Annotated in this window: 24 protein-coding genes and 1 tRNA gene; 10 read left to right on the forward strand and 15 right to left on the reverse strand. The window is 66.1% G+C overall.

The features are described from left to right. Positions 1 to 48 precede the first annotated feature (48 nt). The 4 genes from TZ00_RS12860 to TZ00_RS12875 all read right to left on the reverse strand — a co-directional run bounded on the left by TZ00_RS12860 (position 49) and on the right by TZ00_RS12875 (position 3,507). Positions 49 to 120 (reverse strand) — tRNA-Gln (locus TZ00_RS12860). 73 nt (positions 121 to 193) lie between these two features. Next, positions 194 to 1,099 carry an NAD(P)/FAD-dependent oxidoreductase gene (locus tag TZ00_RS12865; protein ID WP_084606096.1) on the reverse strand — a complete coding sequence of 302 codons (906 nt, stop codon included), beginning with the start codon at positions 1,097 to 1,099 and terminating at the stop codon, positions 194 to 196. 87 nt (positions 1,100 to 1,186) lie between these two features. Beyond that, positions 1,187 to 2,704, reverse strand: coding sequence for a glutamate--tRNA ligase (gene gltX / locus TZ00_RS12870; RefSeq protein WP_044442243.1), 1,518 nt, complete (start codon positions 2,702 to 2,704; stop codon positions 1,187 to 1,189). Positions 2,705 to 2,736: 32 nt separating this feature from the next. Then, positions 2,737 to 3,507, reverse strand: coding sequence for a fumarylacetoacetate hydrolase family protein (locus TZ00_RS12875; protein ID WP_044442244.1), 771 nt, complete (start codon positions 3,505 to 3,507; stop codon positions 2,737 to 2,739). A gap of 85 nt (positions 3,508 to 3,592) precedes the next feature. Here TZ00_RS12875 and TZ00_RS12880 point away from each other — a divergent pair, with 85 nt between their 5' ends. Further along, the gene (locus TZ00_RS12880; RefSeq protein WP_044442245.1) at positions 3,593 to 3,829 is read left to right on the forward strand and encodes a hypothetical protein; all 237 of its coding nucleotides are present in this window, start codon (positions 3,593 to 3,595) and stop codon (positions 3,827 to 3,829) included. Positions 3,830 to 4,231: 402 nt separating this feature from the next. Here TZ00_RS12880 and TZ00_RS12885 read toward each other — a convergent pair whose 3' ends face one another. Next, entirely contained in the window at positions 4,232 to 5,338 is a 1,107-nt protein-coding gene (locus tag TZ00_RS12885) for a branched-chain amino acid aminotransferase (RefSeq protein ID WP_044442246.1), read from the reverse strand. Positions 5,339 to 5,368: 30 nt separating this feature from the next. Then, positions 5,369 to 6,439: a 3-isopropylmalate dehydrogenase gene (locus TZ00_RS12890; protein WP_044442248.1), complete on the reverse strand. Its 1,071-nt coding sequence runs from the start codon at positions 6,437 to 6,439 to the stop codon at positions 5,369 to 5,371. Between the two features lie 95 nt (positions 6,440 to 6,534). On the opposite strand from TZ00_RS12890, the gene TZ00_RS12895 reads away from it, so the two are divergent. The 5 genes from TZ00_RS12895 (at position 6,535) to TZ00_RS18970 (ending at position 10,021) form a co-directional block, all read left to right on the forward strand. Beyond that, the gene (locus tag TZ00_RS12895; protein WP_044442249.1) at positions 6,535 to 6,786 is read left to right on the forward strand and encodes a DUF6458 family protein; all 252 of its coding nucleotides are present in this window, start codon (positions 6,535 to 6,537) and stop codon (positions 6,784 to 6,786) included. Positions 6,787 to 6,909: 123 nt separating this feature from the next. Then, complete coding sequence (locus TZ00_RS12900; protein WP_044442251.1) at positions 6,910 to 8,352, forward strand: purine-cytosine permease family protein; 1,443 nt, start codon at positions 6,910 to 6,912, stop codon at positions 8,350 to 8,352. After that, positions 8,349 to 8,801 carry a nucleoside deaminase gene (locus TZ00_RS12905; protein WP_044442252.1) on the forward strand — a complete coding sequence of 151 codons (453 nt, stop codon included), beginning with the start codon at positions 8,349 to 8,351 and terminating at the stop codon, positions 8,799 to 8,801. Before TZ00_RS12900 ends, TZ00_RS12905 begins: the two co-directional genes overlap by 4 nt. 66 nt (positions 8,802 to 8,867) lie before the next feature. Next, the gene (locus TZ00_RS12910) at positions 8,868 to 9,476 is read left to right on the forward strand and encodes a helix-turn-helix domain-containing protein (protein ID WP_052521550.1); all 609 of its coding nucleotides are present in this window, start codon (positions 8,868 to 8,870) and stop codon (positions 9,474 to 9,476) included. Then, the gene (locus TZ00_RS18970; RefSeq protein WP_084606089.1) at positions 9,473 to 10,021 is read left to right on the forward strand and encodes a helix-turn-helix domain-containing protein; all 549 of its coding nucleotides are present in this window, start codon (positions 9,473 to 9,475) and stop codon (positions 10,019 to 10,021) included. The genes TZ00_RS12910 and TZ00_RS18970 overlap by 4 nt, the downstream gene beginning before the upstream one ends. A 27-nt stretch (positions 10,022 to 10,048) precedes the next feature. On the opposite strand, the gene TZ00_RS12920 is transcribed toward TZ00_RS18970, so the two are convergent. Further along, positions 10,049 to 10,606 (reverse strand): flavin reductase family protein, encoded by a 558-nt coding sequence (locus TZ00_RS12920; RefSeq protein WP_052521552.1) that lies wholly within the window; start codon positions 10,604 to 10,606, stop codon positions 10,049 to 10,051. A gap of 230 nt (positions 10,607 to 10,836) precedes the next feature. Here TZ00_RS12920 and TZ00_RS12925 point away from each other — a divergent pair, with 230 nt between their 5' ends. Together TZ00_RS12925 and add are read left to right on the forward strand one after the other, a co-directional pair. Beyond that, positions 10,837 to 12,213: an NtaA/DmoA family FMN-dependent monooxygenase gene (locus TZ00_RS12925; protein ID WP_052521553.1), complete on the forward strand. Its 1,377-nt coding sequence runs from the start codon at positions 10,837 to 10,839 to the stop codon at positions 12,211 to 12,213. Positions 12,214 to 12,217: 4 nt separating this feature from the next. After that, positions 12,218 to 13,261: an adenosine deaminase gene (gene add / locus TZ00_RS12930; RefSeq protein ID WP_044442253.1), complete on the forward strand. Its 1,044-nt coding sequence runs from the start codon at positions 12,218 to 12,220 to the stop codon at positions 13,259 to 13,261. A gap of 17 nt (positions 13,262 to 13,278) precedes the next feature. On the opposite strand, the gene TZ00_RS12935 is transcribed toward add, so the two are convergent. Further along, the gene (locus TZ00_RS12935) at positions 13,279 to 14,823 is read right to left on the reverse strand and encodes an MFS transporter (RefSeq protein ID WP_044442254.1); all 1,545 of its coding nucleotides are present in this window, start codon (positions 14,821 to 14,823) and stop codon (positions 13,279 to 13,281) included. Between the two features lie 170 nt (positions 14,824 to 14,993). On the opposite strand from TZ00_RS12935, the gene TZ00_RS12940 reads away from it, so the two are divergent. Continuing rightward, entirely contained in the window at positions 14,994 to 15,596 is a 603-nt protein-coding gene (locus TZ00_RS12940) for a TetR/AcrR family transcriptional regulator (RefSeq protein ID WP_044442378.1), read from the forward strand. A 62-nt stretch (positions 15,597 to 15,658) separates the two neighbouring features. On the opposite strand, the gene serA is transcribed toward TZ00_RS12940, so the two are convergent. Further along, entirely contained in the window at positions 15,659 to 17,248 is a 1,590-nt protein-coding gene (gene serA, locus TZ00_RS12945; protein WP_044442256.1) for a phosphoglycerate dehydrogenase, read from the reverse strand. A gap of 89 nt (positions 17,249 to 17,337) precedes the next feature. On the opposite strand from serA, the gene TZ00_RS12950 reads away from it, so the two are divergent. Further along, complete coding sequence (locus tag TZ00_RS12950; RefSeq protein WP_044442257.1) at positions 17,338 to 17,739, forward strand: DoxX family protein; 402 nt, start codon at positions 17,338 to 17,340, stop codon at positions 17,737 to 17,739. On the opposite strand, the gene TZ00_RS12955 is transcribed toward TZ00_RS12950, so the two are convergent. From TZ00_RS12955 to ilvC, 6 genes are all read right to left on the reverse strand, one after another. After that, on the reverse strand, positions 17,736 to 18,101 hold the full coding sequence (locus TZ00_RS12955) for a hypothetical protein (protein ID WP_044442258.1): 366 nt from the start codon (positions 18,099 to 18,101) through the stop codon (positions 17,736 to 17,738). The two genes, TZ00_RS12950 and TZ00_RS12955, sit on opposite strands and share 4 nt — an antisense overlap. Positions 18,102 to 18,110: 9 nt before the next feature. After that, positions 18,111 to 18,620 carry a hypothetical protein gene (locus TZ00_RS12960; RefSeq protein WP_052521554.1) on the reverse strand — a complete coding sequence of 170 codons (510 nt, stop codon included), beginning with the start codon at positions 18,618 to 18,620 and terminating at the stop codon, positions 18,111 to 18,113. A 30-nt stretch (positions 18,621 to 18,650) separates the two neighbouring features. Next, positions 18,651 to 19,454, reverse strand: coding sequence for a DUF1684 domain-containing protein (locus TZ00_RS12965; RefSeq protein ID WP_238579684.1), 804 nt, complete (start codon positions 19,452 to 19,454; stop codon positions 18,651 to 18,653). Between the two features lie 191 nt (positions 19,455 to 19,645). Beyond that, on the reverse strand, positions 19,646 to 23,485 hold the full coding sequence (locus TZ00_RS19360; RefSeq protein WP_084606090.1) for an RICIN domain-containing protein: 3,840 nt from the start codon (positions 23,483 to 23,485) through the stop codon (positions 19,646 to 19,648). A 430-nt stretch (positions 23,486 to 23,915) separates the two neighbouring features. Beyond that, on the reverse strand, positions 23,916 to 24,596 hold the full coding sequence (locus TZ00_RS12975; RefSeq protein ID WP_044442262.1) for a DUF998 domain-containing protein: 681 nt from the start codon (positions 24,594 to 24,596) through the stop codon (positions 23,916 to 23,918). A 19-nt stretch (positions 24,597 to 24,615) separates the two neighbouring features. Beyond that, complete coding sequence (gene ilvC / locus TZ00_RS12980) at positions 24,616 to 25,641, reverse strand: ketol-acid reductoisomerase (RefSeq protein WP_044442264.1); 1,026 nt, start codon at positions 25,639 to 25,641, stop codon at positions 24,616 to 24,618. Between the last annotated feature and the right edge of the window lie 53 nt (positions 25,642 to 25,694).

The following is a 25,694-nucleotide window of genomic DNA, read 5'->3' on the forward strand; positions in this document are numbered from 1 at the left end:
AACAAAAAAGGGCCCGTCGTGTTCGTAAGAACTGGCGGGCCTCTACTGCTGGGGTACCTGGACTCGAACCAAGAACAAAAGAATCAGAATCTTCCGTGTTGCCAATTACACCATACCCCACTGCATCAAAACCGAAGTCCTGACCGAGAGTCAACACTAGCCTACGCAGAGGCTGCGCTCAAACCGAGCGACCCTACAGCGACCCGATCAGGTAGCGGTTGATCACGGCCGCGGCGCGTGCGCCCTCGCCGGCCGCCACGATCAACTGGTGCGGCCCCGGAGGAACGACGTCGCCCGCCGCGTAGATTCCCGCCACAGCAGTGCGTCCGTCGGCATCCGCCTCGATCCAGCCGTCGGCCGTCTCCGGAATCTCGAGCGACGACGCGTACTCCAGCTTCGTCTCCCACAGCGGCCGAATGAAGCCACCCGTGCGCGGAATCACCTCGCCGTCGACCAGTTGCACCCCCGTAAGTCCCTCGCGGTCGCCCACGACATCGGCGATAGCCCGCCGCTCCACCCGGATGCCGCGCGCGGCCAGGGCCGCCTCGTCGGCTTCAGAGACGGTTCCGACTCCGTTGGTGAACACGATGAGATCGCTTGACCACTGCGAGATGAGCAGAGCGCGCTCGGCGAGGTCGTCGCTCTCGCCGATGAGGGCGAGCGGCTCATCGCTCTTCTCGAAGCCGTCGCACTCGACGCAGCTGTGCAGGCTCGATCCGTAATAGGCCCGAACGCTGGGCAGCGCCGGAAGCGTCTCGCTGAGACCCGATGCGATCAGCACGGCCGATGCCGTGACATCGACCGACCCGCCCCCGCGAATCGCCGTGGCCTGCACCCGGTACTCGGGCCGGTCTCTCAGCTGCTCGGCCGGCGGGCCCGCCGCATCCGAGACCGAGACGCTCGTGACCAAAGCCTGCTGGAACGACGCCATCGGGTAGGCCTCGAACTCGGCCCGACCTGTCTTGCGCAGCTCGAGCGGCGAGACGCCGTCGCGCGTGAGAAAGCCGTGGCTCTTGAGCGTGGCGGAGTGCCGCGGCCGGTTGCTGTCGATGAGAAGTACCTTGCGACGTGCCCGCACGAGGTTCAGCCCAGCAGACATTCCGGCAGGACCCGCGCCGATGATCACGCAGTCCACGTGCCCTTCGACGGGCGCGGCCGCCTGGGGGCGCAAGATCTCGATCACGGACTAGCCCAGCCGACTCGAGAGACGGTCTATGCGCGCAATCGACTCGGTCTTGCCGAGAAGCTCGAACGATTCGAACAACGGCGGCGAGACCTTACGACCCGACGCGGCAACGCGCAGCGGGCCGTAGGCGACGCGCGGCTTGAGCGCGAGTCCGTCGATGAGCGCGGCCTGCAGCGCTGCCTGGATCTCGGCAGCGTTCCAGTTGCTCTCTTCGACGAGTTCGAGGGCGTTCATCGACGCGCTGAGCACGAGCCCGGTGTTCTCGGGGAGCCCGGCGAGGGCATCCGGCTGGTACTCGAGGTTCGCACCCTGCACGAACAAAAAGCCGAGCATCGCCGGGGCGTCACCCAGCAGCGCCATGCGTTCCTGCACCAGCGGCGCGGCCTTGAGTAGCAGCTGCTCCTCGTAGTCGTTGAGAGGCTCGGTCAGGATGCCGTCGCGCACGAGATAGGGAATGGTACGGGCCGCGAAATCGACGCTGGCGAGCATACGGATGTGGTCACCGTTGATCGACTCCGCCTTCTTCAGGTCGAAGCGCGCAGGGTTGGGATTGACGTCTGTCACGTCGAACGCCGCGATCATCTCGTCGATCGAGAAGACGTCGCGATCGTGGGTGAGCGACCAGCCGAGCAGAGCCAGGTAGTTCACGAGGCCCTCGGGAATGAAGCCCCGGTCGCGGTGGTGGAAGAGGTTCGACTCAGGGTCGCGCTTCGACAGCTTCTTGTTGCCGTCGCCCATAACGTAGGGCAGGTGGCCGAACTGCGGCACCCACTCGGCCACGCCGATGTCGATGAGCGCGTGATAGAGCGCGATCTGGCGAGGCGTCGACGAGAGCAGGTCTTCTCCGCGAAGCACGTGCGTGATGTGCATCAGCGCATCGTCGACCGGGTTCACCAACGTGTAGAGCGGCGCACCGTTGGGGCGCACGACCACGAAGTCGGTGAACGAGCCCTCGGGGAACGTGATGTCGCCGCGAACCAGGTCGGTGAAGCTCAGCTCGGTGTCGGGAACCCGCAGACGGAGCGCCGGCTGGCGGCCCTCGGCCTTGAACGCCTCGCGCTGCTCGTCGGTGAGCGTGCGGTCGAAGTTGTCGTAGCCGAGCTGCTTAGCGCGCCCGGCCGCCTCATTGCGCGCGTCGATCTCTTCGGCGGTCGAGAAGCTCTCGTAGAGGTGGCCAGATGCCTTCAGCTTCTCGATGACCTCGAGGTAGGTGTCGGTGCGCTCCGACTGGCGGTAGGGCGCGTCGGGTCCGCCGACGTCGATGCCCTCGTCCCAGTCGAGGCGCAGCCAGCGCAGCGCATCGAGCAGCTGGCCGTAGCTCTCCTCTGAATCACGCGCCGCGTCGGTGTCTTCGATGCGAAAGACGAGCTTGCCGCCCGTGTGCCTGGCGTACGCCCAGTTGAACAGGGCGGTGCGGATCAGGCCGACGTGCGGCGTACCGGTGGGCGACGGGCAGAACCGAACGCGAACGTCGGTGCCGGTCGCGGTGGACACAGGGTGCAGGGAGGGATTCGACATACCTCCTCAATCCTACCGAGGAGTGCGTTCGATCAGCGGTTCTTGGCCGGGTTGCTCAGGAGGCCTAGCCCCGCGATGGAGATCTCGACCTTCTGACCATCGACGAACGGACCGACTCCTGCGGGCGTTCCCGTGAGAATCACGTCACCCGGCAGCAGGGTCCACACGCTCGACGCGAAAGCGATGATCTCGGGAATCGAATGAATCATCTGGTTCGTGTTGCCGCTCTGGCGCAACTCGCCATCGACGCGCACCTCGATGGCGGCATCCGAGAAGTCGAAATCTGTCTCGATGACCGGGCCGAGCGGGCAGAAGGTGTCGTAGCCCTTGGCGCGGGCCCACTGGCCGTCGGCCTTCTGAATGTCGCGCGCGGTCACGTCGTTCGCGATCGTGTAGCCGAAGACCACGTCGGCATAGTCTTCCTTCTTCACGTCGCGGGCGATGCTGCCGATCACGATGGCCAGTTCGCCCTCGTGCTCGACCTGCGAACTCTCACGCGGCAACTGGATGGCGTCGCCCGGCCCGATCACGGAGGTGTTGGGTTTCAGAAAGATGAGCGGAGTCGTCGGCGCCTCGCCACCCATCTCGGCGGCGTGGTCGGCGTAGTTCTTGCCGACGGCGACGATCTTCGAACGTGGGATGACCGGCGCGAGCAGCTTGACGTTCGCGTCGAGCGGCACCCGCTCCTCGGTAGTCTCGTAGCCCACGAACATGGGATCACCCACGAGAACCACGATCTCCGTCTCATCGACGATTCCGAACCGGGGCTCTCCCCCGCTGACCGTAAAGCGCGCAATTTTCACGGTTCCGAGCCTAGTCCGAACGCTACGCTAACGAGGGGCGAGCAACTCCTCGCCCATCACGGAGCAAGCCTCGAGGAGCACACCCATGTCTGACTATTCCTTCGGCGGAGCGGCCGACATCGACCGCGCGATCGGATTCCTCGTGAGCCTCGACAACGAACAGCGCAACGCCCTCGCCGTGCTCGAGATCGACCAGGCCATCGACGAGCTGCAGGCGGAATACGTGAAGATTCAGGCCGACCCGAGCCACGTTCCGAGCCACGAGTTCATCGCAGCTCTCAGCGGCTACCTCGAGATGGCCGACGACCGCGAGCGCGAGTAGCGAGTCTTCTAACGGCCCAACGATGCGCTCATCGAGTTGCCGTCGGAATGGGCGGAGATCCGTTCACCCGACACCGTATTCGGCTCGGATGCGCTGTTCTCCGTCCGTTCCGCGCTGAACGGGAGGAGATTTCGCACATCGACGCGCTATTCGCGTCAGATGCGCGTATTTCCTCCCGTTCGTGCGATCACGACCTCAGCGAGCCCCGCGTTCCGTTCCCCGAAGTGACTGAACGCGCCGACGATGGTCGTGGCACGATGAAGCAGCCCGCCCGGCCGTTCCGGGGTCTTCTCAGAAGAGCAAACCAGCCCCGCGCTGATTACGTAGCAGCTTCGCCGCTCGATACGGACGCCGCGGCCTACCCGACCAGCGCAGATAGCCCTCTTCGACCAGCGCCAGTATCTACGCGTCGAGGCGGGTCAGCCAGCCGTTCACGTCGGGTATGCGCCCGTACTGAATGTCGGTGAGCTCCTTGCGCAGCGACATCGTGAGCTCGCCCGCCGGAGCATCCGGGTCGCCGATCACGAAGTCCGCGCCCTTGAGCGCTGCGATCGGCGTGACCACGGCGGCAGTGCCACACGCGAACACCTCGACAACGTCACCGGATGCCACGCCGTCGCGCCACTCGTCGAACGTCACCTTGCGGTGCTCCACCTTGTGGCCGCGGGCCTTGGCCAGCTCGATGATGCTGTCGCGCGTGACGCCGTCGAGGATCGACGACGACTCCGGAGTGACGAGCGTGCCGTCTTTCTTCACCAGAAACACGTTCATTCCGCCGAGCTCCTCGAGGTACTTGCCCTCCGACGAGTCGAGGAACAGCACCTGCGCGCAGCCGTTGGCGTAGGCCTCCTCCTGGGGAAGCAGTGACGACGCGTAGTTGCCGCCGGTCTTCGCAGCACCCGTGCCGCCGCGACCCGCACGCGCGTAGTCGGTCGACAGCCAGATCGACACCGGTGTCACTCCCCCGGGGAAGTACGCTCCCGCCGGGCTCGCGATGACGTAGTAGCCCACCTTCTGGGCACTGCGCACACCGAGGAAGCTCTCGTTGGCGAACATAAACGGCCGGATGTAGAGGCTGGTCTCGCCGCCCTCGGGCACCCACGCGCCATCGGCAGCGATCAGCTGCTTGAGCGACTCCACGAAGTCCTCGGTGGAGAGTTCGGGCAGGGCGAGTCGGCGCGCCGACCGCTGCAGACGCTCGGCGTTCTTCTCGGGGCGGAAGGTCCAGACTGATCCGTCGGCGTGACGGTAGGCCTTGAGCCCCTCGAAGATCTCCTGTGCGTAGTGCAGAACGGATGCCGCGGGGTCGAGCAGCAGCGGGCCGTAGGGCACGACGGCCGCGTCGTGCCAGCCATCGGCCACAGTCCAGTCGATCTTCGCCATGTGGTCGGTGAAGTGCTTGCCGAAGCCGGGATCGGCGAGGATCGCCTCGCGCTCAACCTCGGCACGCACCGTCTCGGAGGGCGTGAGGGTGAACGTGAGGGGAAAGGTGCTGTCGAGATCGGTCATTGCGAATTCCTTAGTCGAAAAGGTTCGGTGTCAGCGGGCGAGCGACGAGGCGACCGCGTCGCGGATGGCGTCGCCTACGGCGCTCGTCGTGCGCGGACTGTCTGCCTGCCGGGTTGCGATGTCGGCCGTCACGGCGTCGCGGACTGTGCCCGCGACATCCGGAACCCCGAGGTGATCGAGGAGGAGTGCCACCGACAGGATCGCGGCCGTGGGGTCGGCGATCTGCTTGCCTGCGATGTCGGGCGCGGATCCGTGGACCGGCTCGAACATGCTGGGGAAGGCTCCGTCGGGGTTGATGTTGCCCGAGGCCGCCAGGCCGATTCCGCCGCTGATTGCGCCGGCCAGATCGGTGAGGATGTCGCCGAAGAGGTTGTCTGTGACGATGACGTCAAATCTAGCAGGATCGGTGACTAGGAAGATCGTGGCGGCGTCGACGTGCAGGTAGTCGACGGCGACATCCGGGAACTCGGCCCCGACAGTGTCAACCAGCCGACGCCAGATGCCGCCCGCGAAGGTGAGCACATTGGTCTTGTGCACGAGGGTGAGCTTCTTGGCCGGGCGCGACTGGGCCAGCTCGAAGGCGAAGCGCACGACACGCTCGACACCGAATGCCGTGTTTATCGACACCTCGTTCGCGATCTCGTGGGGCGTTCCGACGCGGATGGCTCCGCCATTGCCGACGTAGGGACCCTCCGTTCCCTCGCGCACGACAACGAAGTCGACGTCGCCCGGGTTCGACAACGGGCTGGCGACACCGGGGTAGATGGTGGTGGGGCGCAGGTTCACGTAGTGGTCGAGCGTGAAGCGCAGCTTCAGCAGCAGACCGCGCTCGATGTTCGCGTTCGCGAGGCGCGGGTCGCCGGGCACTCCCCCGACGGCGCCGAGAAGAATGGCATCGTGCGACGAGATGGATGCGAGGTCGTAGTCGGTCAGCACGTCGCCGGTCTCGAGAAACCGGGTCGCGCCGAGAGAGAAGTGCGTCTTCTCGATGGAGAGACCGGCAGACGGCGCCACCGCGTCGAGCACCTTCACGGCTTCGGCGACGACCTCCGGGCCGATGCCATCTCCGGGAATGACGGCGAGTCTGATGGTGCGCGACATAGTGCTCCTGCATTGGATCGGTGCGAAAACGACAAGTGCAAGGTTACTTGTCAACGCCTTACCGCAGAGGACGCTGCGTTCATATGATGCCAATTATGAGTATTGGATTCGGTATCTTCCTGTTCGCCGTCGGCGCCATCCTCGCGTTCGCGGTGGAAATTCAAGTGGATTGGATCGACCTGCGCATGGTCGGCTACATCCTGATGGGCGCCGGATTCGTGGTCACCGTCCTGGGACTGGTGCTGATGGCGCGTCGCCGCCAGAGCACATCGACGACGCGCACCGCGGTCGACCCCGCCACCGGCCAGCGCGTCACGCGCCAGGAGAACTCGCAGGATCCACTCTGAACGGCGGCGGTCGACCGGATGTTCGTGGCCCGGTTCAGGTGCTTCGTTTCAGCCGTGTAAATGGCCTGTAACGCGTTGTCGCACCGCGGGTTCTCGAGACGTGCGCAGTTCTAAGATCCGATCATGACACTGACCGCTGCGCCAAAAACACAACTCGTCGAACCCGGTGGAATCGAGCCGATTCCATCGGACAGGCGCCATGGATCGCCGTGGCAGTTGTTCGCGACCTGGACCTCGCCCAACCTCGAATTCGCCACGATCTTCGTGGGAGTCATCGCCGTTCTCTATTTCGGGCTGAGCTTCTGGCAGGCCGTGGCCGCCGTGCTCCTGGGCAACTTCCTCGGCAGCCTGAGTCAGGGCTTCCTCTCGACGTGGGGGCCGCGCGAGGGCCTCGCCCAGATGCTGCTCGGGCGCACGGCCTTCGGTTTCTGGGGCAACATCGTGCCCGCCGGCCTCAACACGGCGATGGCCGGACTCGGCTGGTTCGCCGTCAACTCCATCAGCGGAGCCTTCGCGCTGGCCACACTGACGGGCTGGAACCCGGTGCTCACGCTCGCCATCGTCGTTGTCGTCGAGGTGACCGTGGCTTTCGTCGGCCATGACATCGTGCAGCTCTTCGAGCGTTACGCCATGTTCGTTCTGGGCGCGATCTTCCTCATCGCCGGCATCTTCATCCTCGCTAACGCCGACACGTCGGCCCCAGCAGGCGGCGACGGCTCCGGTGGCTTCGGCGGCTTCGCCGGTTTTATGCTCGCGGCCGGTGCCGCATTCGGCTACACGGCCGGTTGGAACCCCTACGCGGCGGACTACACCCGGTATCTGCGCGCCGACACGAGCCGCGCGAAGATCGCCGTCGCATCCGGCCTCGGCAATTTCGTCTCGACCAGCTTTCTTATGATCGTGGGCGCGGCATCGGCCACCATCGTGCACAGCGGCCTGGCCGACGACGCCAGCCCGACCGATACGTTCACCGCAGGTATGCCGGGCTGGATCTCCGCGATCACGCTTCTCGCGATCGCCGTGGGCGCCATCTCGGCGAACGCACTGAACATCTATTCGGGGTCGATGTCATTCCTGGCGATCGGAATCAAGATTCCCTTCGAGCGCCGTCGCGCCATCGTGGCGCTCGGGTTCGGCGTGCTGGGCTTTGTGATCGCCCTGCTCTCGATGCCCGATGCCGGTGCGAGCTACGAGAACTTCCTGCTCGTGATCGCCTACTGGATCGCTCCCTGGCTCGGCATCGTTCTCGCCGACCGTTGGCTTCGCCGCGGCACGGCCGTGCTGGCGCTCGTCGTCGACGAGAAGAACAAGTACCGCAACCCTGCCGGCATCATCGCCTTCGTCGTGGCAGCGGTGGTCTCGATCGGGCTCTTCTCCAACCAGGCCGTCTACGTGGGTCTGATCGTGCGATCGACGCCCGAGATCGGTGACCTCACGGCCCTGGTCGGTTTTGCTCTCGCGGCGGTGCTGTACGTTGTGGTCTTCCGAATCGTGCGGCCGGTGCTCGGTGCTCCGCTGTCGAGCGAGACGATCCTGCCGGCGGCCCGTGTCGAGGCTGACGCGTGATCTACGAGACAGACGCAGACAAATTGGCCGTCGCACGAGCCGAGGCCGAGAAGGGAGCAGCGGAAGGCGGCATCCCGATCGGCGCCGCGTTGTTCACCAGCGCGGGGGTCTTGCTCGGGAGCGGGCACAACCGCCGGGTGCAAGACGGTGATGCGGCGATGCATGCCGAGACCAACGCTTTTCACAACGCCGGGCGCCAGCGCAGCTACCGAGACACCGTGATGGTCACCACCCTCTCTCCGTGCTGGTACTGCTCGGGCCTCGTGCGCCAATTCGGCATCGGCCGCGTCGTGGTCGGCGACGACCAGAACTTCCTGGGCGGGCAGGACTGGATCGCCGAACACGGCTGCGACGTCGCCGTGGTCAACGACCCCGAGCTGATCGCCATGATGGCCGAATTCATCGAGGCAAATCCGGCCCTGTGGAACGAGGACATCGGCGAGGAGTAGTCCGAGAGTGCGGCAGGCGCGGCGGCTTCGCCGTTCAGGGGGACGCCTTTCGGTAGGATCGCAACGGTGAGCGAACGCCTTCCGGAAGACAGCTTGTCGACGACGGATGCCCGCCCCTCTGTCGCCGAGGGCATCGGCTCCGAAGTGCGTGCAGCCCGGGTTCTGCTCGGAATCAGCATGCGGGATCTGGCCGCACGCATCGGCACCTCGCAGCCCTTCGTCTCGAACATCGAGAACGGCCGCATCTTTCCGAGCCTGCGCACCCTCGGGCGACTCGCCGAGGCGCTGGAGGTGCCCGTCGCTCGCCTCCTACCCAGCACCGACCGGGTCGAGCGCGTCGCGGCGTCGAAGATCAGGCGGGCGCGCTCACGGAACGAGGGCCCAGTTCGGCCCCTACTGACCACCGGCGAGCTCCGAGGCGTGCGCATCGAGCTCGCCCCCGGCGACGTCGAGCGACGACCGGTGGTGCACGAGGGCGAAGAATTCCTCGTTCTGCTCGAGGGCGTACTCGTTTTGCTGCGCGAGGGGCTCGCTCCACTTCGAATGGAGGGCGGCGACACCCTTTGGCTGGACGGCACCGTGCCGCATCGCTTCGCCTGCCCCGATGACTCGCCCGTACCGGGCTCTGCCTTCATCGCGCTTGTCGGACGCGATGCACTGGAAGCGCACTCATGATGGCCGAGGAATGGGAGCTCGGGGTCGGCGCCCGCGTGCGGACCGCCCGCGAGGAACGAGGACTGACGACCCGGGCGCTCGCCAGCCTTGCGGGGCTGTCGCAGTCTCTGCTCTCAGACGTCGAGAATGGCCGGACTGTGCCCAGCGTCGCCTCGCTCTATGCGATTGCGGAGGCTCTCGGAACAGGGCCGGCCGAGTTGCTGCCGCAAGACGACGACAGCGCCCGACTGACCGAGCACGGGGTACCCCTCCCGTCCGCGGGCCCCGGCGAGGCCGTGTCGACCCGGATGCTGTACGGAGCACCGGGGCGCCGCATCGAGGTGTACATGTCCAGCTATCCGCCAGGGCAGACAGACCCCGAACCCTTCCAGCACTCAGGCGAGGACATCATCATGGTGCTTGAGGGGCGCATGACACTGACCGTCGGCGACCGCGACCAGGAGCTGCGTGCGGGCGATGCCGCGTGGCTCGACTCCTCGGCTCCGCACTCGATCCAGCCCCTCGGGCGCACCGGCGTGCGCATCATCGTGATCACCGCCCGCTGAGCGGCGGGCGCACCGCTGAGACGCCGATCAGGCGGACGACGGGAGGGCCACGGTCGAGCCCGTGTGATAGACGAGCGGCCGTGCGCTTCGGTGCGCGCTCGCTCCGACCACCTCCAGAACGACGACGACGTGGTCACCGGTCGGTATCGCACTCAGGACGCGGCACTCGAGCCAGAGCCTCGCACCGGAGATGAAGACCGCGCCGTCCGCTGTGCGCCCGAGCACGGATCCGTCGAAGCGGTCTCCGCTGCGTGAAGCGAGCCGACGAACCGCCTCCGTATTGTTCTCCGACAGCACTGAGACGCCGATGCGCGGGGCTGTCTTCAGCGACACCCACGTCTGCGATTCTCGCTGGATGGAGACAAGTGCGCACGGAGGATCGAACGATGCTCCGACGGTCAGCGAGGTCACGACCATGCCCACCGCGCGCCCGTCGACGTCTGCGCAGATTGCCGCGACGCCGGCCGGGTACTCGGCGAACATCTGCCGCACCGCCGCGGGGTCGGACGGAACGGGCGGCATGGCCACTCGATCCGAATCATCGTCGGGCGATTCGAACTCGGCCCACGGCTGCGTCCACTCCATCGCTCTCCCTTCCCGAGAGCCCTCAGAACTCACGTCTCGTCCCGAGCCTCCCGCCGCTACGTTTCGCGTGCGTTACGTCGCCGAGAACGATGTGTAACAGTTATCGCGACATGCCGCGAAGCCTCCATCAAGGCGTCGTTGCGCCGCTTGTCGACTGCAGACACCGCATGCAATGATCGCTCTGAGATATCACCCAGACCGGGTGGCGGCACATTCGACAGGGAGAACGCATGGTCAAGCAGCTCGTCCTCGGGGCGTTCGAGGAGTTCACTCCGAACTTCATCGCAAACGCGTGGCATCACGAGCGGGGAGACACCAGCGCGTTCGCGACGCTGGAGTTCTGGCAGGATTTGGCTGCCCGCATGGACGCGGCCGGATTCGACTTCTTCTTTCTGGCTGAGGCGATCGGCTACCCCATGAACGACGCGGGCCAGGTGCCCGAGGCCGTCATCCGCGACGCCGTTCAATTCCCCGTGCACGATCCTCTCGCGCTGATCTCCGGACTCGCCACCGCCGCCCCGCGCATCGGCTTCGTCGCAACGGCGTCGACGACCGCCCAGCACCCCCTGCTCAACGCCCGGACCTTCACCACCCTCGACCACCTCACCGGCGGACGCATGGGCTGGAACATCGTGACCAGCGACAACCAGCAGGCCCTCGTGCGACTGCTCGGTCAGACGGATGTCACGCCGCACGACGAGCGCTACGCCCGCGCGACCGAGTTCGTCGACCTGTCGCTGCGACTCTGGGAGGAGGCCTGGGACGAGGGGGCGGTGCTCGCCGACAAGGCGACCCGCACGTTCTCCGATCCCGCAAAGGTTCACCGCATCGAGCACGACGGAAAATACTTCCGGTTCGACGGGTACTTCCCCGCGACGCCGTCTCCGCAGCGCACCCCTACCCTGTTCCAGGCGGGAACCTCAGCTGCCGGCACCGCATTCGCCGCGCGCTACGCCGAGTGCGTATTCACGCAGGACAGGGAAGCCGCGCGACTCGCAGCGACCGTCGCTCGCCTGCGAGCCCAGGCCGTTGCGGCCGGCCGGCCGGCCGACTCCGTCAAGATCATCAACGGTGCGAGCTTCGTCATCGCCGACACGGTGGACGAGGCGCAGCGGTTGCGGGCGGAGCTCAACGCCACCCCCACCAGGGAGGCGACCGCAGCCCTGTTCCTCGGCTGGTCAGGAGTCGACCTCGGCGCCCTCGACCCCGATGCCACGCTCGACTCCGTCTCGACCGAAGTGGGCCACACAATGATCGACATGTGGCGGAATCCGAATGGCACGAGCCCAACGGTCGGCGAAATCCTCGACTCGCTCGCCTCAACCTTCGGCGGCATGCGCTTCACCGGCACTGTCGAGTCGATCGCAGCCGAGGTCGAGGCCCTCGTCGAGGAGACGGACATCGACGGGTTCCTCGTCGAGAACTGGTACGGCGGCTACGAAGGCTATCGCGACTTCGTCGAGCAGCTGATGCCTGTTCTGCGAGAGCGGGGGCTGCTGCCCGACGTCGCGCGCTCAGGCACTCTCCGCAGCATGCTGACCGGAGAGCCCGACGTGCCTGAGTGGCACCCTGCTCGAGCCGTCCGCGGCGCCCAGAGTGGTGCATGAGGCTATGGACGATCCCCTCGACAGCGCCACAGAGGCACTCCTCCTCGCACTGCCCAAGGTCTCGCTGCACAACCACCTGATCGGTGCCGTCTCGGCCCAGACCGTGCTCGATCTCGCTCGCAAGCACGACGTGGTCCTCGACGGCGGTCACGATGCGGAGTCGCTGTACGACCACGGTTCCTACGAGGATCTCAACGAATTCCTGCGTGTACTCGACGTCGCCGGTTCCGTCATGCGCGACGCAGACGACTTTCGCCGAGTCGCCTTCGAGACCTTGACCGACGGAGGGGCAGCGCTCGGCGTTGTGCACCGCGAGATCTTCCTCAGCCCGCCGGGGCACCCCGGCGTGCCGTATCGCACGATCATCGATGGCGTACTGGCGGGCATGCGCGAGGCGGAGGCCGAGACGGGCATCACCAGTCGAATGGTGATCGGCCTCAACCGCAACGACTCCGCATCGGCCGCCGTCGAGCTGGTCGAACAGGTGATCGAGCACCGCATCGACGAGGTCGTGGGCATCGGGCTCGACTATTCCGAGCTGATCGGACCGCCGGCGCGCTTCGTCGACGCCTTCCGGCTCGCCGGTCGGTCGGGTCTTCACCGCACCGCGCACTCCGAGAGCGGTCCACCCGCGAACATCGAGGTCATCCTCGACGAGCTCGGTGGCGAGCGCATCGACCACGGCTACCACGTCGTCGACGACGCCCGGATCACAGCGCGGTGCGTAGAGGAGGGAATCACCTTCACCTGCACTCCCGTGAGCTCGGACATCGGCCGGTACTCCGGAAGTGGCGACGGCTCGCACCGGCGGATCGCGCAGATGGTCGACGCGGGCCTCCGCATCACGATCGACTCCGACGATCCGCCGATGTTCGGCACCGACGCTGTCAACGACTTCCGGGCGTTGGCCCGTGCCCTCGGCTACGGCCTGACCGAGTTCGCGGGCTTCACGCGCAACGCGGTGACGGCAGCCTGGCTCGACGACAGCGATAGAGCGACGCTGAATCAGGCCGTCGAGTCGCGCCTGACAGCTCTATCGGGCCGTTGACGAGACAGATCACTCAACTAGGAACGCGTGTTTCGCAGCGAGACCAGCGCCAGCACGATTGCCAGCGCCATCAGGCCGACACCGATTCCCGAGGTCAAAACCACGCCGCTGTCGAACGAGGTTCGAGCCGACTCGAGCAGGTTGGCTCCCGCCGGGCCACCGATCGACTCGGCCACTGAGACGGCCCCACCGAGCGTCTCTCGCGCCGTGTCGGCATCCTGTGAGCTGAGCCCGGCCGGCAGACTGACGCCACCCCGGTAGGCCGCGGTCAGGATGCTTCCCAGCACTGCTGTGCCAAGCACCGCTCCGAGCTCGTACGAGGTTTCTGACACTCCGGATGCCGCACCGGCCTTGTCGGCGGGCACGGACGAGATGATGAGGTCGTTCGAGATCGTCTCGGCAGCGCCGATTCCGAGGCCGAGCACCGCGAAGGCGATCGCCAGCGTGGCCTCGGTCGCCTCCTGGCCCGTGACCATGATGATCGCGTAGGCCGTGCCGGCCAGCGCGAGTCCCGTGGCGACGACGAAGCTCGGCCTGATGAGGCGCACGATCGGCACGACTACGAGCCCGGCGACGATCATGACGATGAGCCCGGGCACCAGGGCGAACGCGGCATCGAGCGGGCTCAACCGAAGAACCAACTGCAGGTGCTGCGAGACAAAGAAGAGAAAGCCCACAAGCGAGAAGACGCTCACGAGGTTGATCAGCACGGCTCCGGTGAATACTCCGCGACGAAACAGCCTCATGTCGAGCATCGGATTCTCTCGAGAAAGCTGACGTCGCACAAAGAGGATTCCTGCCGTCGCGCCGATGAGCACGAGCAGAATCTGCGACCACTCGAAGCCGTGCGTCGCGAACTCCTTGACGGCGAAGACGAGCGGCACGAGCGTGACCATCGTGAGGCCGATGCTGAGGAGGTCGATGCGGCCGGGGTTCGGATCGCGCGACTCGGGAACCAGCAGCGGCGCGAACACGAGAAGGGGAATGAGCACGGGCACGGCGATGAGGAAGACTGAGCCCCACCAGAAGTGCTCGAGCAGGATCCCACCGACGATCGGGCCGAGCGCCGATCCTGCGGCGAATCCGGCTGCCCAGATCGCGATGGCGAGTCGACGCTGCTCGCGGTCGAGGAAGATGCTGCGCAGCAATGAGAGCGTCGACGGCATGAGCATGGCGCCGAAGAAGCCCAGGCCAACCCGCGCGAGAATCAGCAGTTCGGCCGTGGGGGCGAAAGCGGCCACGATCGACACGAGCGCGAACCCCGTGGCGCCGATCAGTAGCAGGCGACGACGACCCCACCGGTCGCCGAGGCTTCCCATCGCGACGAGAAGTCCCGCGAGCACCAGCGGGTAGGCGTCGATGATCCAGAGCTGGGCCGCAGCCGACGGGCGAAGCGACTCGGAGATCACGGGCAAGGCGAAGCTCAGCACGGTGTTGTCGACGCTCGAGATGAGCACGGGCAGCATAAGAACGGCCAGTGCGAACCAATTGCGAACGGATGCGCGGGGCGGCCGCGCGTCGACGGCTCGCTGGGCGGCTGTGGGGGTGGTGAGGAGGGCCATGATCGGAGTTCTTCGTTTCGATTCGAGAAGTGGTGCGGATTCCACTATACCGTCCAGCCGGTACAGTGACAATGTCCACAACGAGCGAACCTGGCTCTCTATTCCCGAGCAGGGCCGTGAGGTTGTGTCGGGTGCTGCTCGACGGCGCCGGGGCGGCTACCATCGAAGCGATGCCCGACACCCCAGAGAACCCGCCGATCGACACCGCCGCGCCCGCCTCGGCGTCCACGCGCGATCGAATCATCGACGCCTTCGCAGAGCTGCTCGGCGAGAACGGCGAACGGGCCGCTACCCTCGACGCTGTCGCCGCCGCCGCAGGGGTATCCAAGGGCGGCCTGCTTTACCACTTCGGCTCAAAAGAGGCCCTGATCGAGGGCGTGCTCGAGCGCCTGGCCACCCTGGTGGAGCGCGATGTCGCGGCCATCCGGTCGTCGCCGTCGGGGCCTGTGGCTCACCTGATCCGCACATCAATGGCCACGGGCAGCGCCCTCGACAAGGCGCTCGTCGCCACGTCTCGCCTGGCTCAGGCGTCGAACTCGACGGCCCGCGACGCTCTGCGCGCCGCCAACGACGCCTGGTACGGCATCGTTCTCGAGAGCACGGGCGACCCGGTGCTCTCGCGCGCGATCATGCTCATCAGCGACGGCCTCGCGTATGGGTCTGCTTTTCTACCCGGATCATCGACACCGGAAACGGCCGAACTCTCGGCTTCGGACATCGACGACCTCGTCGATCTGATCACCGAGGTCACGGCGCAGCGCGCGGGGCACTGAGCACGTCATTCCCTGAGCCTGTCGAAGGGCCGCGGGCTCGCTTCGACAGGCTCAGCGAACGGTCACTCCGTGAGGTCGATCTCCTGCAGCGAATCGGCATCGATGGCCGTGCGCAGCTTCTCGAGCAGCTCTTCGGGCGCCGGCGAGTCGACGGTCAGCACGCTGAGCGCCTTGCCGCCGGCCACGTGACGCGCGATCTGCATTCCGGCGATGTTGATGTTGGCGTCGCCGAACTCCTTGCCGTAGATCGCGACGATGCCGGGGCGGTCGTCGTAGGTCATGACGATGAGGTGTTCTGCGAAGGGAACCTCAACGTCGTAGCCGTTGATCTCGACGATCTTCTCGATCTGCTTCGTGCCGGTCAGAGTTCCCGACACCGAGATCTGCGATCCGTCGCTCAGCGCGCCCTCGAGCGTGATGAGGTTGCGGTACTCCTCTGACACCGACTCGGTGATCAGGCGCGTCGTCACGCCGCGCTGCTCGGCGAGCAGAGGCGCATTGACATAGGAGACCGTCTCGCTGACGACGTTCGTGAAGATGCCCTTGAGTGCGGCCAGCTTGAGAACGCTCACGTCGAAGTCGACGATCTCGCCGCGCACGATGACGTCGACGCTGGTGAGTGGGCTGTGCGCGAGGCCCGAGAACACCTGGCCGAGCTTCTCGACCAGGGGGATACCGGGTCGCACCGTCGGGTCGATGACTCCGCCGGCGACGTTGACGGCATCCGGAACCAGCTCGCCCGACAGGGCCAGGCGAACCGACTTGGCCACGGAGACACCGGCCTTCTCCTGCGCCTCGTCGGTGGATGCGCCCAGGTGGGGCGTGACCACAACGTTGGGCAGGGCGAGCAACGGCGAGTCGGTGGGCGGCTCGCTGACGAAGACGTCGAGTCCGGCCCCCGCGATGGTGCCTGCCGTGAGGGCGCGGTAGAGCGCATCCTCATCGATGAGCCCACCGCGGGCCACGTTGACGATGAACGAGGTGGGCTTCATCAGCGCCAGCTGCTCGTCGCTGATCATGCCGGTGGTCTCGGGGGTCTTCGGCATGTGGATGGTGATGAAGTCGCTCTGCGCGAGCAGCTCGTCGAGGCTGAGCAGCGTGACGCCCAGCTGCTGGGCGCGCGCCGAGGTGACATAGGGGTCGTAGGCCACGACATTGGTGCCGAACGCCTGCATGCGGGCTGTGATCAGCGCGCCGATGCGGCCGAGACCGATGATTCCGATCGTCTTCTCGTAGAGCTCGACGCCGGTGTAGGCGCTGCGCTTCCATTTGCCGTCGGCCAGGGCCGCGTGTGCGGCCGGGATGTGGCGGGCGAGGCTCAGGATGTGACCGACGGTGAGCTCGGCGGCCGAGATGATGTTCGAGGTGGGCGCGTTGACCACCATGACCCCGGCTGCCGTGGCCGCCTTGATGTCGACGTTGTCGAGACCCACACCCGCACGGGCCACAACCTTGAGCTTGCGGGCCGCTGCGATGGCTTCAGCGTCGACCTTCGTGGCGGAACGCACGAGAATCGCGTCTGCGTCGGCGAGCGCGGCGAGCAGCGCCGGTCGATCCGTTCCATCGACGTTCACCACATCGAAGTCGAGGCCGAGGGCCTCGACGGTGGCGGGCGACAGTTCTTCGGCGATCAAGACAACCGGTTTCGACACGGAGCGGATCCTTCGGTTTGGCTCTGTAAAGAGGATTTCCGCGAGACAGCGCGGCCAGAAACCATATTAGAGGCAGGCACAATGGGGTGATGACCGATGCGACTCTGACCGTAATAGTGACGATCCTGCGCATCGCGATAGCCGTGGTCTTCATCGGCATGGGCATCAATCACTTCGTGCCGAAGTCGGCGCGGGTGATGTCCAAGATGATTCCGCCGATTCTGCGCCGCGAGGGCGCGCTCAACCCACTGAACCTGGTCTACCTCACGGGCGTCTGCGAGATCGCGGGCGGCATCGGGCTGCTCGTGCCGCAGACTCGCCTCGCCGCCGCAATCGCGCTGGTCGTGTTCCTTGCCGCCGTCTTTCCTGCCAACGCTTATGCGGCCGCGAATCGCGAGCGTTTCGGTGCCGTCGCCATCCCGTTCTGGCCACGACTCGCAGGCCAAATAGTGCTGGCTGCGCTGATCGTGTGGGTGGGCGTTACCGCCTAGAGCCCGCCGAGAAGCAACGACTCGAGATCGGCCTTGATCACCATCGCGACAGCGAGGGCGACGAGGAAGACAACAGCTTTCGCCCACGCCGGCAGTCTCCACCCGACGAGGAACCCGAGCGCGTAGGTGACGATCGGCGCGGCGATCGAACCAACGAAGACCAGCCACGAGACGCCGGAGAGACCGAGGCCGAAGGTGGCGATCGCCTCGAAGAGGTTGGCAACTCCGACCCAGACCCAGATGGCGGAGATCAGCGCGAAGAGCAGAGCGATGCCCCAGCCGAGCTTCTTCGAGAAGCTGAGATCGCGAAAGGTCGATCGTGCGGCGGCGGAGTTCGGAGTTGCAGAGGTGTTCTTGGTCATGGCGAGGTCCTATGCTCCCTGAATGAAGGGCCAGGGCACGAGCACGAAGACTCCGAGCAGCAGCCAGCCGAGGCGGGATCGCCAGGTTCTCTTCTGCGTCAGCAGCAGGGTGGACACGAACCACAGCGGCGCAGCTGCGATCGAGAGGAACTGGCCGATACGGAAGCAGATCTCGAGAAAGAGGCTGTCGAGCGGAAAGAAAGTGACGGTCGTGCGGGCCACGACGATGCCCCAGCCGATCGTGTAGAGCAGGTAGACACCGCCGAGGATTCCGAGCGTGATTAGGGCCGCCGAACTCAGCTGCGCCGAGGCCTTCTCTGCCGCAGCCAGTTCGGCCTCGACCTCGGCGTCTTCGGCCAGCTCTGCCTGCTCGAGAACGGTCGGCGCCTCTGCCCGCTCGGTCTTCTCGGCACCAGCCGTACCGGCGGCACCAGCCGTACCGGCCTGGATGGGCGGGGTCAGCGTCGGGTCGTCATCGCCGGCCCAGCTCAGCGCATCATCATCGCGGCTCGTCGTCATGTAGGCAAGGTTAGCTGCTCGGGGCAGCCGCTAAACCGAGAGAACGCGCTTCTCCCCCGCGTCGACTGGGAACACGAAGCGATTCTGCTGCGGAGGCATCGGGCAGTTGAACCAGTCCGAGAATCCGCACGGCGGGATGTAGGCGCGGTTGAAGTCGAGCTCGACGGTTCCGTCGCGGCGAGGACGCACGGCGAGAAAGCGCCCCACGTCGTAGGTCTCGTCACCGGTGGTGAGGTCTTGGAAGACGAGCAACAACTTTCCCTCGTCTTCGAAGGCCGCCAGCGTGCGGGACTGTCCGCCGATGACCACGTCGATGTCGCCGGGAAGAACCTCGTCGCGCAGGCGCCCGTCGTCTTTGATGTGCTCGATGCCGATGGCGCGCTTCTCGGTAGGCGTGAACGTTCCCTCGAGAACCCACTCCGGTGTGAAGTCGTAGGCGGAGATGCGGTCGAAGTTCTCGGCCTTGGGGTTCGCCGGATCCCAAACGCGCACGATGTAGTGGCCCTCGACCCCGGGGTAGACCGTGCCGGTCACTCCCCCGCCGAAGGCGAGGGTCGACGGAACGACCGTGTCTGACCCAGCGATGTCGACGGTGCCGTCGACCAGGTCGCCATCCACCCGGATGCCGTCGGTCGCGACCGCGGTCACTCGCACGCCCCCGCCGGTCGGGATCGGCGCCCACAGGCCGGGCACGCCGTCGATCTCGCGCTCGGAGTCGATCTCGGTCGTGCTGACGAGGGCGAGCGGCCCCTGCGGCGAGGTCACATAACGGTGGCGTGCCTGTCGGAATCGGAGGAAGTCGGCTTCGGCGGCAGAGGTGGAAGATGTGGTCACGGAGTCCATGATCCTCTCAACAGGCGAACCGCCGCACCGATTCCCGCACAACTGCGCTGGTCGAGTCGCCGCTCCGACTGCGGAGCCGGCGTATCGAGACCACCATCGGCGGTGTCTCGATACGCTCGTTCCTCGTTCCTCGTTCCTCGTTCCTCGTTCCTCGTTCCTCGTTACTCGTTACTCGTTACTCGTTACTCGACCAGCGAGCTACGCCGACGTCTCGTCGCGGTGAGCGCGAGCCCGAACGCCAAGAGGAGGCCGCCCACGCCCAGCGCGAGCGCCCACGACGCGTCGACCCCGGTGCGGGCTAGCGTGCCCCCAGCGCCCCCTGCATCGGAGAGGTTCACCGACGGCTTCGCCGAACCGGATCCGGGCTCACCCGTTCCGGGCTGTCCCGTACCCGCAGCCGCGATGACGACGGTTCTCGAGTTGGCGCTGGCGGTCGAGTACCCCTCGGCCACAGCGGTCGCCGTCACCCCGATGGAGGCGCCGACATCGGTCGCGCTCGGCGTGTACCGCCCGGAGTCTGCGCCCTCGATGCGTTCACCGTTCTTCGTCCACGCGTACGACAGAGCGGCATCCGCGGGGTCCGACGTCGCGGTCGCCACGAGCTCGGATCCGACGATGCCATCGCCCAGGATGACGGGCGCCACCGTCGCCGTGCGCACGAAGGTGACGCTGTAACGCGAGACCGTCTCCCCGTCGGCGGCCGTGACCGTGACGCTCGCCGCGGCATCCGGACCCACGGAAGCCGTCGCCTGGATGATCTCGACCGTGGCCGCGGTATCGACAGGCGAGGCCGTGACGACCGGCAGGGCCGAGCCCGAGAGGGGCACGGCGTACTCCAGCGTCGAACCGTCGAAGCCGTCGACGGCCGTGCCGTTCACTGAGAGCCGCGCGAGATCCGAGACGGAGGCCACGCCCGGGGCCAGGGCGAAGATCTGCACCTCCGACACGATCATGTGCGTGTTCGGATAGGCCGTGAGCACCACGCGCAGCTGTGCTGTCAAGATGCCAGACAGGGGTACATCGACGACCGGTGCAGACCCGTCGGCGGGCGTCTCAACCGCCGTCGGAGAACCGGGAACCGTCGTCCAGGAACCGGAGGCGTCCTTGTACTGCACCGCGATCTCCGAGGCCCAGCTCGTGGTTCCGCCGTCTTTGTAGAAGTAGACCTTCGTATGAGTCAGCGGCATCGAGGAGCCCAGGTCGTAGGTCAGTGTGTCCGAGGCCGACTTCGTTCCGCTTCGCCAGTTCGACCAGCCCTTGTCGCTTGTGACGTCGTTGCGCGTATTGTCCACGGGATAGCCGGACTCCGTCGACGTCGCCTGTGCCGTCGTCGACGGCAGCGGGGCCACGTTCACCTCACCGGGCTCCGTCAGGATCACAGACAGCGTGGCCGCGAGCGGCTGCGCAGAGGGGTCATTCGACTGTGCCGTGCCGGGAACGGTGACGACGCCGACCGACGCCAGGCTCTCGGTGGTGACGGCGTCGAAATCCCACGAGACGGCAGCGTCGAACCGGTTGCTGCTCTGACCGATTCGCGCCGGAACCGTCGCGGGTGCCGCGGCAATGACGGCCTCTCTCGACACCCCGGCGTAGCTCGTCAGGGAGACGGGGTCGGTCGATGCGAATCCGCCGACCTCGACCGTCGCCACGAGATCGGTGAATGCCGCGCCGAAGAGGTCGGTGCCGGAGCCCGTGATGGTCAGCGGGCCCGAGTTCCAGTCGACGCCCTGCGTGTTCCAGGTCACCGCGACCGGAGCCCCCGGCCCGGAGTTGTAGAGCGGCGTCACCGTGGCGGGGAGCTTCGCGGGAATCCCCGCGATGGTGCTCACGGCGACGGGCTCGAAGCCGGAGAGTCTCGTGTCTTGGAACGACCACGCCTGATTGGCGCCGCCGTTCGAGGAGTACACGTTCACAGGGGCACCCTCGGCAGTCGATGCGCCGGGCACCTCGAGCGCCTGTGGGGAGGCTGCATTCACCAGGCTCCATGTCGCGCCGTCGGTCGTCGTCAGAATCCATTGCTGGGATGGCGTCGCCGCCGCGTTCTCACGCGTCGAATCGACGAGCAGCGTTCCCTGGCTGTTGGCTGCCAGCACAAGACCGGATGCGCTGCGCAGAACGTAGCGCTCCGCATTCGAGGTGCCGTTCGTCACCTTCTCGGCGGTCCAGACCTGCGGGCCGGCAGCTTCGGTGGTCATGGCCAGGGCCGTGATCGTCGCGCCCGGGGTTGAGCCGGCGGCAGCGCTCGTGTTCGCCGTGATCGCCTTGCCGCTCTGCTTGCCGACGATGCGGTAGGTGTGCCCGTCTTCGAGAGGAGAGGCGCCCTGGGCGATGCCGCTGACGCCGTCGATCACGAAGGTGCTGACGGACTTTGCGGGAACGGTCACGACGGCCGTCTTGGATGCGAAGTCGATCGCGACGGGGGCACCCTGGATGAGAGCGTTCTTCGTCGTGTCGTCGGCGGGAGATTCGGTCGTCACGATCGGGGTCAGTGTTGCACCGGGTGCGATGGTTCCGAATTTCGAGAGGTCGACCGTGATCGTGCGTGCCGTCGAATCGCTGTTGGCGTGAACCAGGGTGACCCCCGTTCCGTCTGCAGACACGGCCGACGTCGTCTGGGCGTTGGTCGAGGGAATGATGTGGTCGCCCGGGTGGATGTAGTGCGTGAAGTTGCGGAGCGTGTTGTACTTCGCGTTGGTGACGATCTTGCACGACGGATCCGCGTCACCGTCCGCCAGACGACGGACAGAGTTTCCGTCGGCATCGCAGTCGAAGTCGATGAGCACACTGCCCCAGTTCAGCTTCTCGACCTTCTGCATGTTGTAGTAGTCCTCGACCGGCTGCCACAGCACCCAGGCCGAGGGCTCCAGCTCGCGCAGGTCGTCCATAACACGGGTGGCCATGCCGATGCCGTTGTTCATGTTGGTCTGGTTGTTCACGCCCGTGCCGTCCCAGTCGCCCTCGATCTCGCTCATCCAGAGCGGCTTATCGGCTGTCTTCGCGATGTCGCGCACATTGATGCGATTGGATGTGCCGTAGGTGTGCACATTCAGCTGCGACACCGAGTCCTTCGCCTCCTGAGTCCAGCCGTTCCAGTTCGTCACGAAGGTGCCCGGGTTCGTCTCATCCATGGCGGCGATTGTGGCTTTCGTCGTTGTGTCGCTCTTCGCCAGCTCCGCTGACAGCGCCTTGACGACGGCGTCCTGCATGGCGGGACCGACGTGAGCACCCTCCTGCCCGCCCTTCTTCGGCCATCCGGTGGCGGAGTCGATGTTCGTGCCCCAGTAGTTCGTGTTGGGCTCGTTGAGGGGCTCGATCGTGTCGAACGAGATGCCTTCCTCTTTCTCTACGGCCTGGGCCGCGGTCTTGAGGTACGTGGCGAAGTCGGCGACCGCAGACGGCTTGATTTGCTCCGCGCTGGAGTTGAAGCCGCCAGAGACGTATCCGCTCTCGGTCATGAAGTAGGGCGGGGAGTTGCTGAAGGCCTCCCACTTGGTGATCTTGTTCTTCAGTGCGCTCACCCACCACCGCTGGGTCTTGTCGGCGTCGAGGTTGTAGGAATCGGGATCGCTCGCGTCCCAGGCCGCGGCGTAGGCATCCCGATCGGCATAGGTGGACGTGACCTTGGGGCTGCCAGCCGGAGTCGCAAGGTCGGGGTTCCACCACCCCTCGACGGCACCACCGGCACGCAGGTACGGCGGCACATCGGTGGCATTGCCGCCCCCGATGTTGTAGCGGGCGATGTTCAGGTTCAGGCCGTCTTCGCCGAAGACCTTCTCGAGCAGCTCCTGGCGCATGCTGTCGGGGTAGCCGCCGGTGGCGTTGGCGAACCAGACCAGGCTCGTTCCCCAGCCCTCGAAGGACTCGCCCTGGTAGGCGGGGTTCGGCGTGATCGTGATCGCTGTGGATTCGGCGGCGCTGGCGGATGGCGCCGCGGTCGCGCCCACTCCCAGTGTCAGGGCGCCGAGAGCCAGGGCCGTGGTGGCTGCGAGCACGCGTCTCTTCAATGGTGACGTCGTTGTCATAGATGGACCTTTCCTCCGTTGGAAATGCCGGCATTCGCGGGAGCCGCCGACGCAATCGTGTTAACGCAAACACTGAGGTAAATTCAGTGATGTTTACGCAAACATTTATCCGAGTATGGCCAGCAGACACGAGCCGTGTCAACAGCCTCGGCGTGTCGCAGAAGCGTCGGCGCCGGGATATCCGCGCCGAGCGGGAGCACCGGCATCCGGCATCGCACCAGGCAGACGGTCGGCTGACGGCCGGAGCGTCTGCGTCACGCGGCCGACAGCCGCGAGGTGCAGCAAACAGCCCCTCCGGATGCCCGGGAACGACCATTCGCCACACCTCACGGAGTCGCGCGGAGTCTTTCTAGAGCCGATTGCGTCGAGGTGCGGAGTATGGCCGCCTCCGGACCGCGCGAGGCGGCCATACTCCGCACCTCAGCGCACCTCAGGGCACGGGAGGGCGCCCTCCGCGGCGGGAGACACGGCGTGCACCCCAACACACGACGAAGGCCCACCCCAGGATGCCCGCCAGGCACACGCGCTCGGTGAGACCGAGAATCGACGGAACCCAGGCGATCGACACTGACAGCAGCACGAGTCCGGTAGCGGCCAGGGCGACGAATGCGTTGGCCGCACGCCGCACGCCGGCGAATCGGGGCGCCCCGCGCATCCAGATCGCCAGCAGCAGCATGCCGGTCAACGCGCACAGGAAGCCGGTCGTCGCGAAGGCGACGTGCACCGCTCCGGTCTCTGTGGTGGGGGCGATGCCGAACTCCCCCGGGCCGTTCACATCGGTCGGGAAAAACACCAGCGCCGCCGAGCAGGCGCCCGCTAAGCCAAGGAGAACGCACCCGACGAGGCGCAGCGCCGACGGTGCACCAGAGCGACTCACGACGAGCACGACGCACAGCGTCATGACCGCCCGGCTCACGAAGTTGAGATTCATGACCCAACCGAACTCACCGACCGCGAGGTTGCTCTCGGCATCCGAGATCACGCTGTAATGCGGCGGCAGCGACTGCAGCACGACGTCGACGACGACGTACAGCACAACGAGGGTCATGCCGAGACCGGCGGTACCCCGTGCGAACGGCGATGGCCGCCCCGACACGGTCGGGGCGGCCATCGATTCGAGAGCCAGGAGACTAGCGTGCGGCAGAGCCGTCGGTGTAGTCGGCGTCCTGCTGCTTCCACGCGAAGAGGGCGCGGAGCTCCTTGCCCGTGGCCTCGATGGGGTGCTGGGCACCCTTCTCGCGCAGCGCAAGGAACTCGGGGGCTCCCGCATCCTGGTCGTCGATGAAGCGCTTGGCGAACGCGCCGTTCTGAATGTCGGCGAGAACGGCCTTCATGTTCTCCTTGACGTCGGGCGTGATCACGCGGGGGCCTGACACGTAGTCGCCGTACTCGGCCGTGTCGGAGACGCTCCAACGCTGCTTGGCGATGCCGCCCTCCCACATGAGGTCGACGATGAGCTTGAGCTCGTGCAGCACCTCGAAGTAAGCGATCTGCGGCTGGTAGCCGGCCTCGGTCAGGGTTTCGAAGCCGTACTGCACGAGCTGCGAGACACCACCGCAGAGAACGGCCTGCTCACCGAACAGGTCGGTCTCGGTCTCTTCGGTGAACGTGGTCTTGATGCCACCGGCACGCAGTCCGCCGATCGCACGCGAGTACGACCAGGCGAGGTCCCACGCAGAACCCGACGCATCCTTTTCGACGGCGACGATGACGGGAACGCCACGGCCGGCCTCGTACTCGCGGCGCACGGTGTGGCCAGGGCCCTTGGGGGCGACGAGGATCACGTCGACGCCATCCGGCGCCTGGATGTAGTCGTAGCGGATGTTGAAGCCGTGGCCGAAGACGAGGGTCGCGCCCTGCTTCAGGCTGGGTGCGATGTCGTCGCGGTAGATGTGGCGCTGGAACTGGTCGGGAGCGAGCAGCACGATGACGTCGGACTGCGCGGTCGCCTCGGCGACACTGAGAACCGTGAAGCCGGCCTCCTGCGCCTTGGGGATCGACTTCGATCCTTCTTTCAGGCCGATGACGACATCGACGCCCGAGTCGCGCAGGTTGAGCGCGTGAGCGTGGCCCTGCGAGCCGTAGCCGACGACGGCCACCTTCTTGCCCTGGATGAGCGACAGGTCTGCGTCTTTGTCGTAGAAGATTTCGGTCACTTTATTACTGCTCCTTGTTGTGTGGGTGAAGTCCGTGGTGGATCTAGTTCTTG

This window comes from Agreia bicolorata (genome assembly GCF_000938265.1).
Taxonomy (GTDB): domain Bacteria; phylum Actinomycetota; class Actinomycetes; order Actinomycetales; family Microbacteriaceae; genus Agreia; species Agreia bicolorata.

What these genes read in the sequence shown, in the direction of transcription:
- TZ00_RS12925 (WP_052521553.1), top strand. Translation starts at nt 10,837, where the DNA reads ATGGTCAAGCAGCTCGTCCTCGGGGCGTTCGAGGAGTTCACTCCGAAC.
- TZ00_RS12880 (WP_044442245.1), top strand. Translation starts at nt 3,593, where the DNA reads ATGTCTGACTATTCCTTCGGCGGAGCGGCCGACATCGACCGCGCGATC.
- TZ00_RS12940 (WP_044442378.1), top strand. Translation starts at nt 14,994, where the DNA reads ATGCCCGACACCCCAGAGAACCCGCCGATCGACACCGCCGCGCCCGCC.
- TZ00_RS18970 (WP_084606089.1), top strand. Translation starts at nt 9,473, where the DNA reads ATGATGGCCGAGGAATGGGAGCTCGGGGTCGGCGCCCGCGTGCGGACC.
- TZ00_RS12865 (WP_084606096.1), bottom strand. Translation starts at nt 1,099, where the DNA reads ATGTCTGCTGGGCTGAACCTCGTGCGGGCACGTCGCAAGGTACTTCTC.
- TZ00_RS12900 (WP_044442251.1), top strand. Translation starts at nt 6,910, where the DNA reads ATGACACTGACCGCTGCGCCAAAAACACAACTCGTCGAACCCGGTGGA.
- add (WP_044442253.1), top strand. Translation starts at nt 12,218, where the DNA reads ATGGACGATCCCCTCGACAGCGCCACAGAGGCACTCCTCCTCGCACTG.
- TZ00_RS12955 (WP_044442258.1), bottom strand. Translation starts at nt 18,101, where the DNA reads ATGACCAAGAACACCTCTGCAACTCCGAACTCCGCCGCCGCACGATCG.
- TZ00_RS12960 (WP_052521554.1), bottom strand. Translation starts at nt 18,620, where the DNA reads ATGACGACGAGCCGCGATGATGATGCGCTGAGCTGGGCCGGCGATGAC.
- TZ00_RS12890 (WP_044442248.1), bottom strand. Translation starts at nt 6,439, where the DNA reads ATGTCGCGCACCATCAGACTCGCCGTCATTCCCGGAGATGGCATCGGC.
- TZ00_RS19360 (WP_084606090.1), bottom strand. Translation starts at nt 23,485, where the DNA reads ATGACAACGACGTCACCATTGAAGAGACGCGTGCTCGCAGCCACCACG.
- TZ00_RS12935 (WP_044442254.1), bottom strand. Translation starts at nt 14,823, where the DNA reads ATGGCCCTCCTCACCACCCCCACAGCCGCCCAGCGAGCCGTCGACGCG.
- gltX (WP_044442243.1), bottom strand. Translation starts at nt 2,704, where the DNA reads ATGTCGAATCCCTCCCTGCACCCTGTGTCCACCGCGACCGGCACCGAC.
- TZ00_RS12895 (WP_044442249.1), top strand. Translation starts at nt 6,535, where the DNA reads ATGAGTATTGGATTCGGTATCTTCCTGTTCGCCGTCGGCGCCATCCTC.
- TZ00_RS12885 (WP_044442246.1), bottom strand. Translation starts at nt 5,338, where the DNA reads ATGACCGATCTCGACAGCACCTTTCCCCTCACGTTCACCCTCACGCCC.
- TZ00_RS12975 (WP_044442262.1), bottom strand. Translation starts at nt 24,596, where the DNA reads ATGGCCGCCCCGACCGTGTCGGGGCGGCCATCGCCGTTCGCACGGGGT.
- TZ00_RS12950 (WP_044442257.1), top strand. Translation starts at nt 17,338, where the DNA reads ATGACCGATGCGACTCTGACCGTAATAGTGACGATCCTGCGCATCGCG.
- TZ00_RS12920 (WP_052521552.1), bottom strand. Translation starts at nt 10,606, where the DNA reads ATGGAGTGGACGCAGCCGTGGGCCGAGTTCGAATCGCCCGACGATGAT.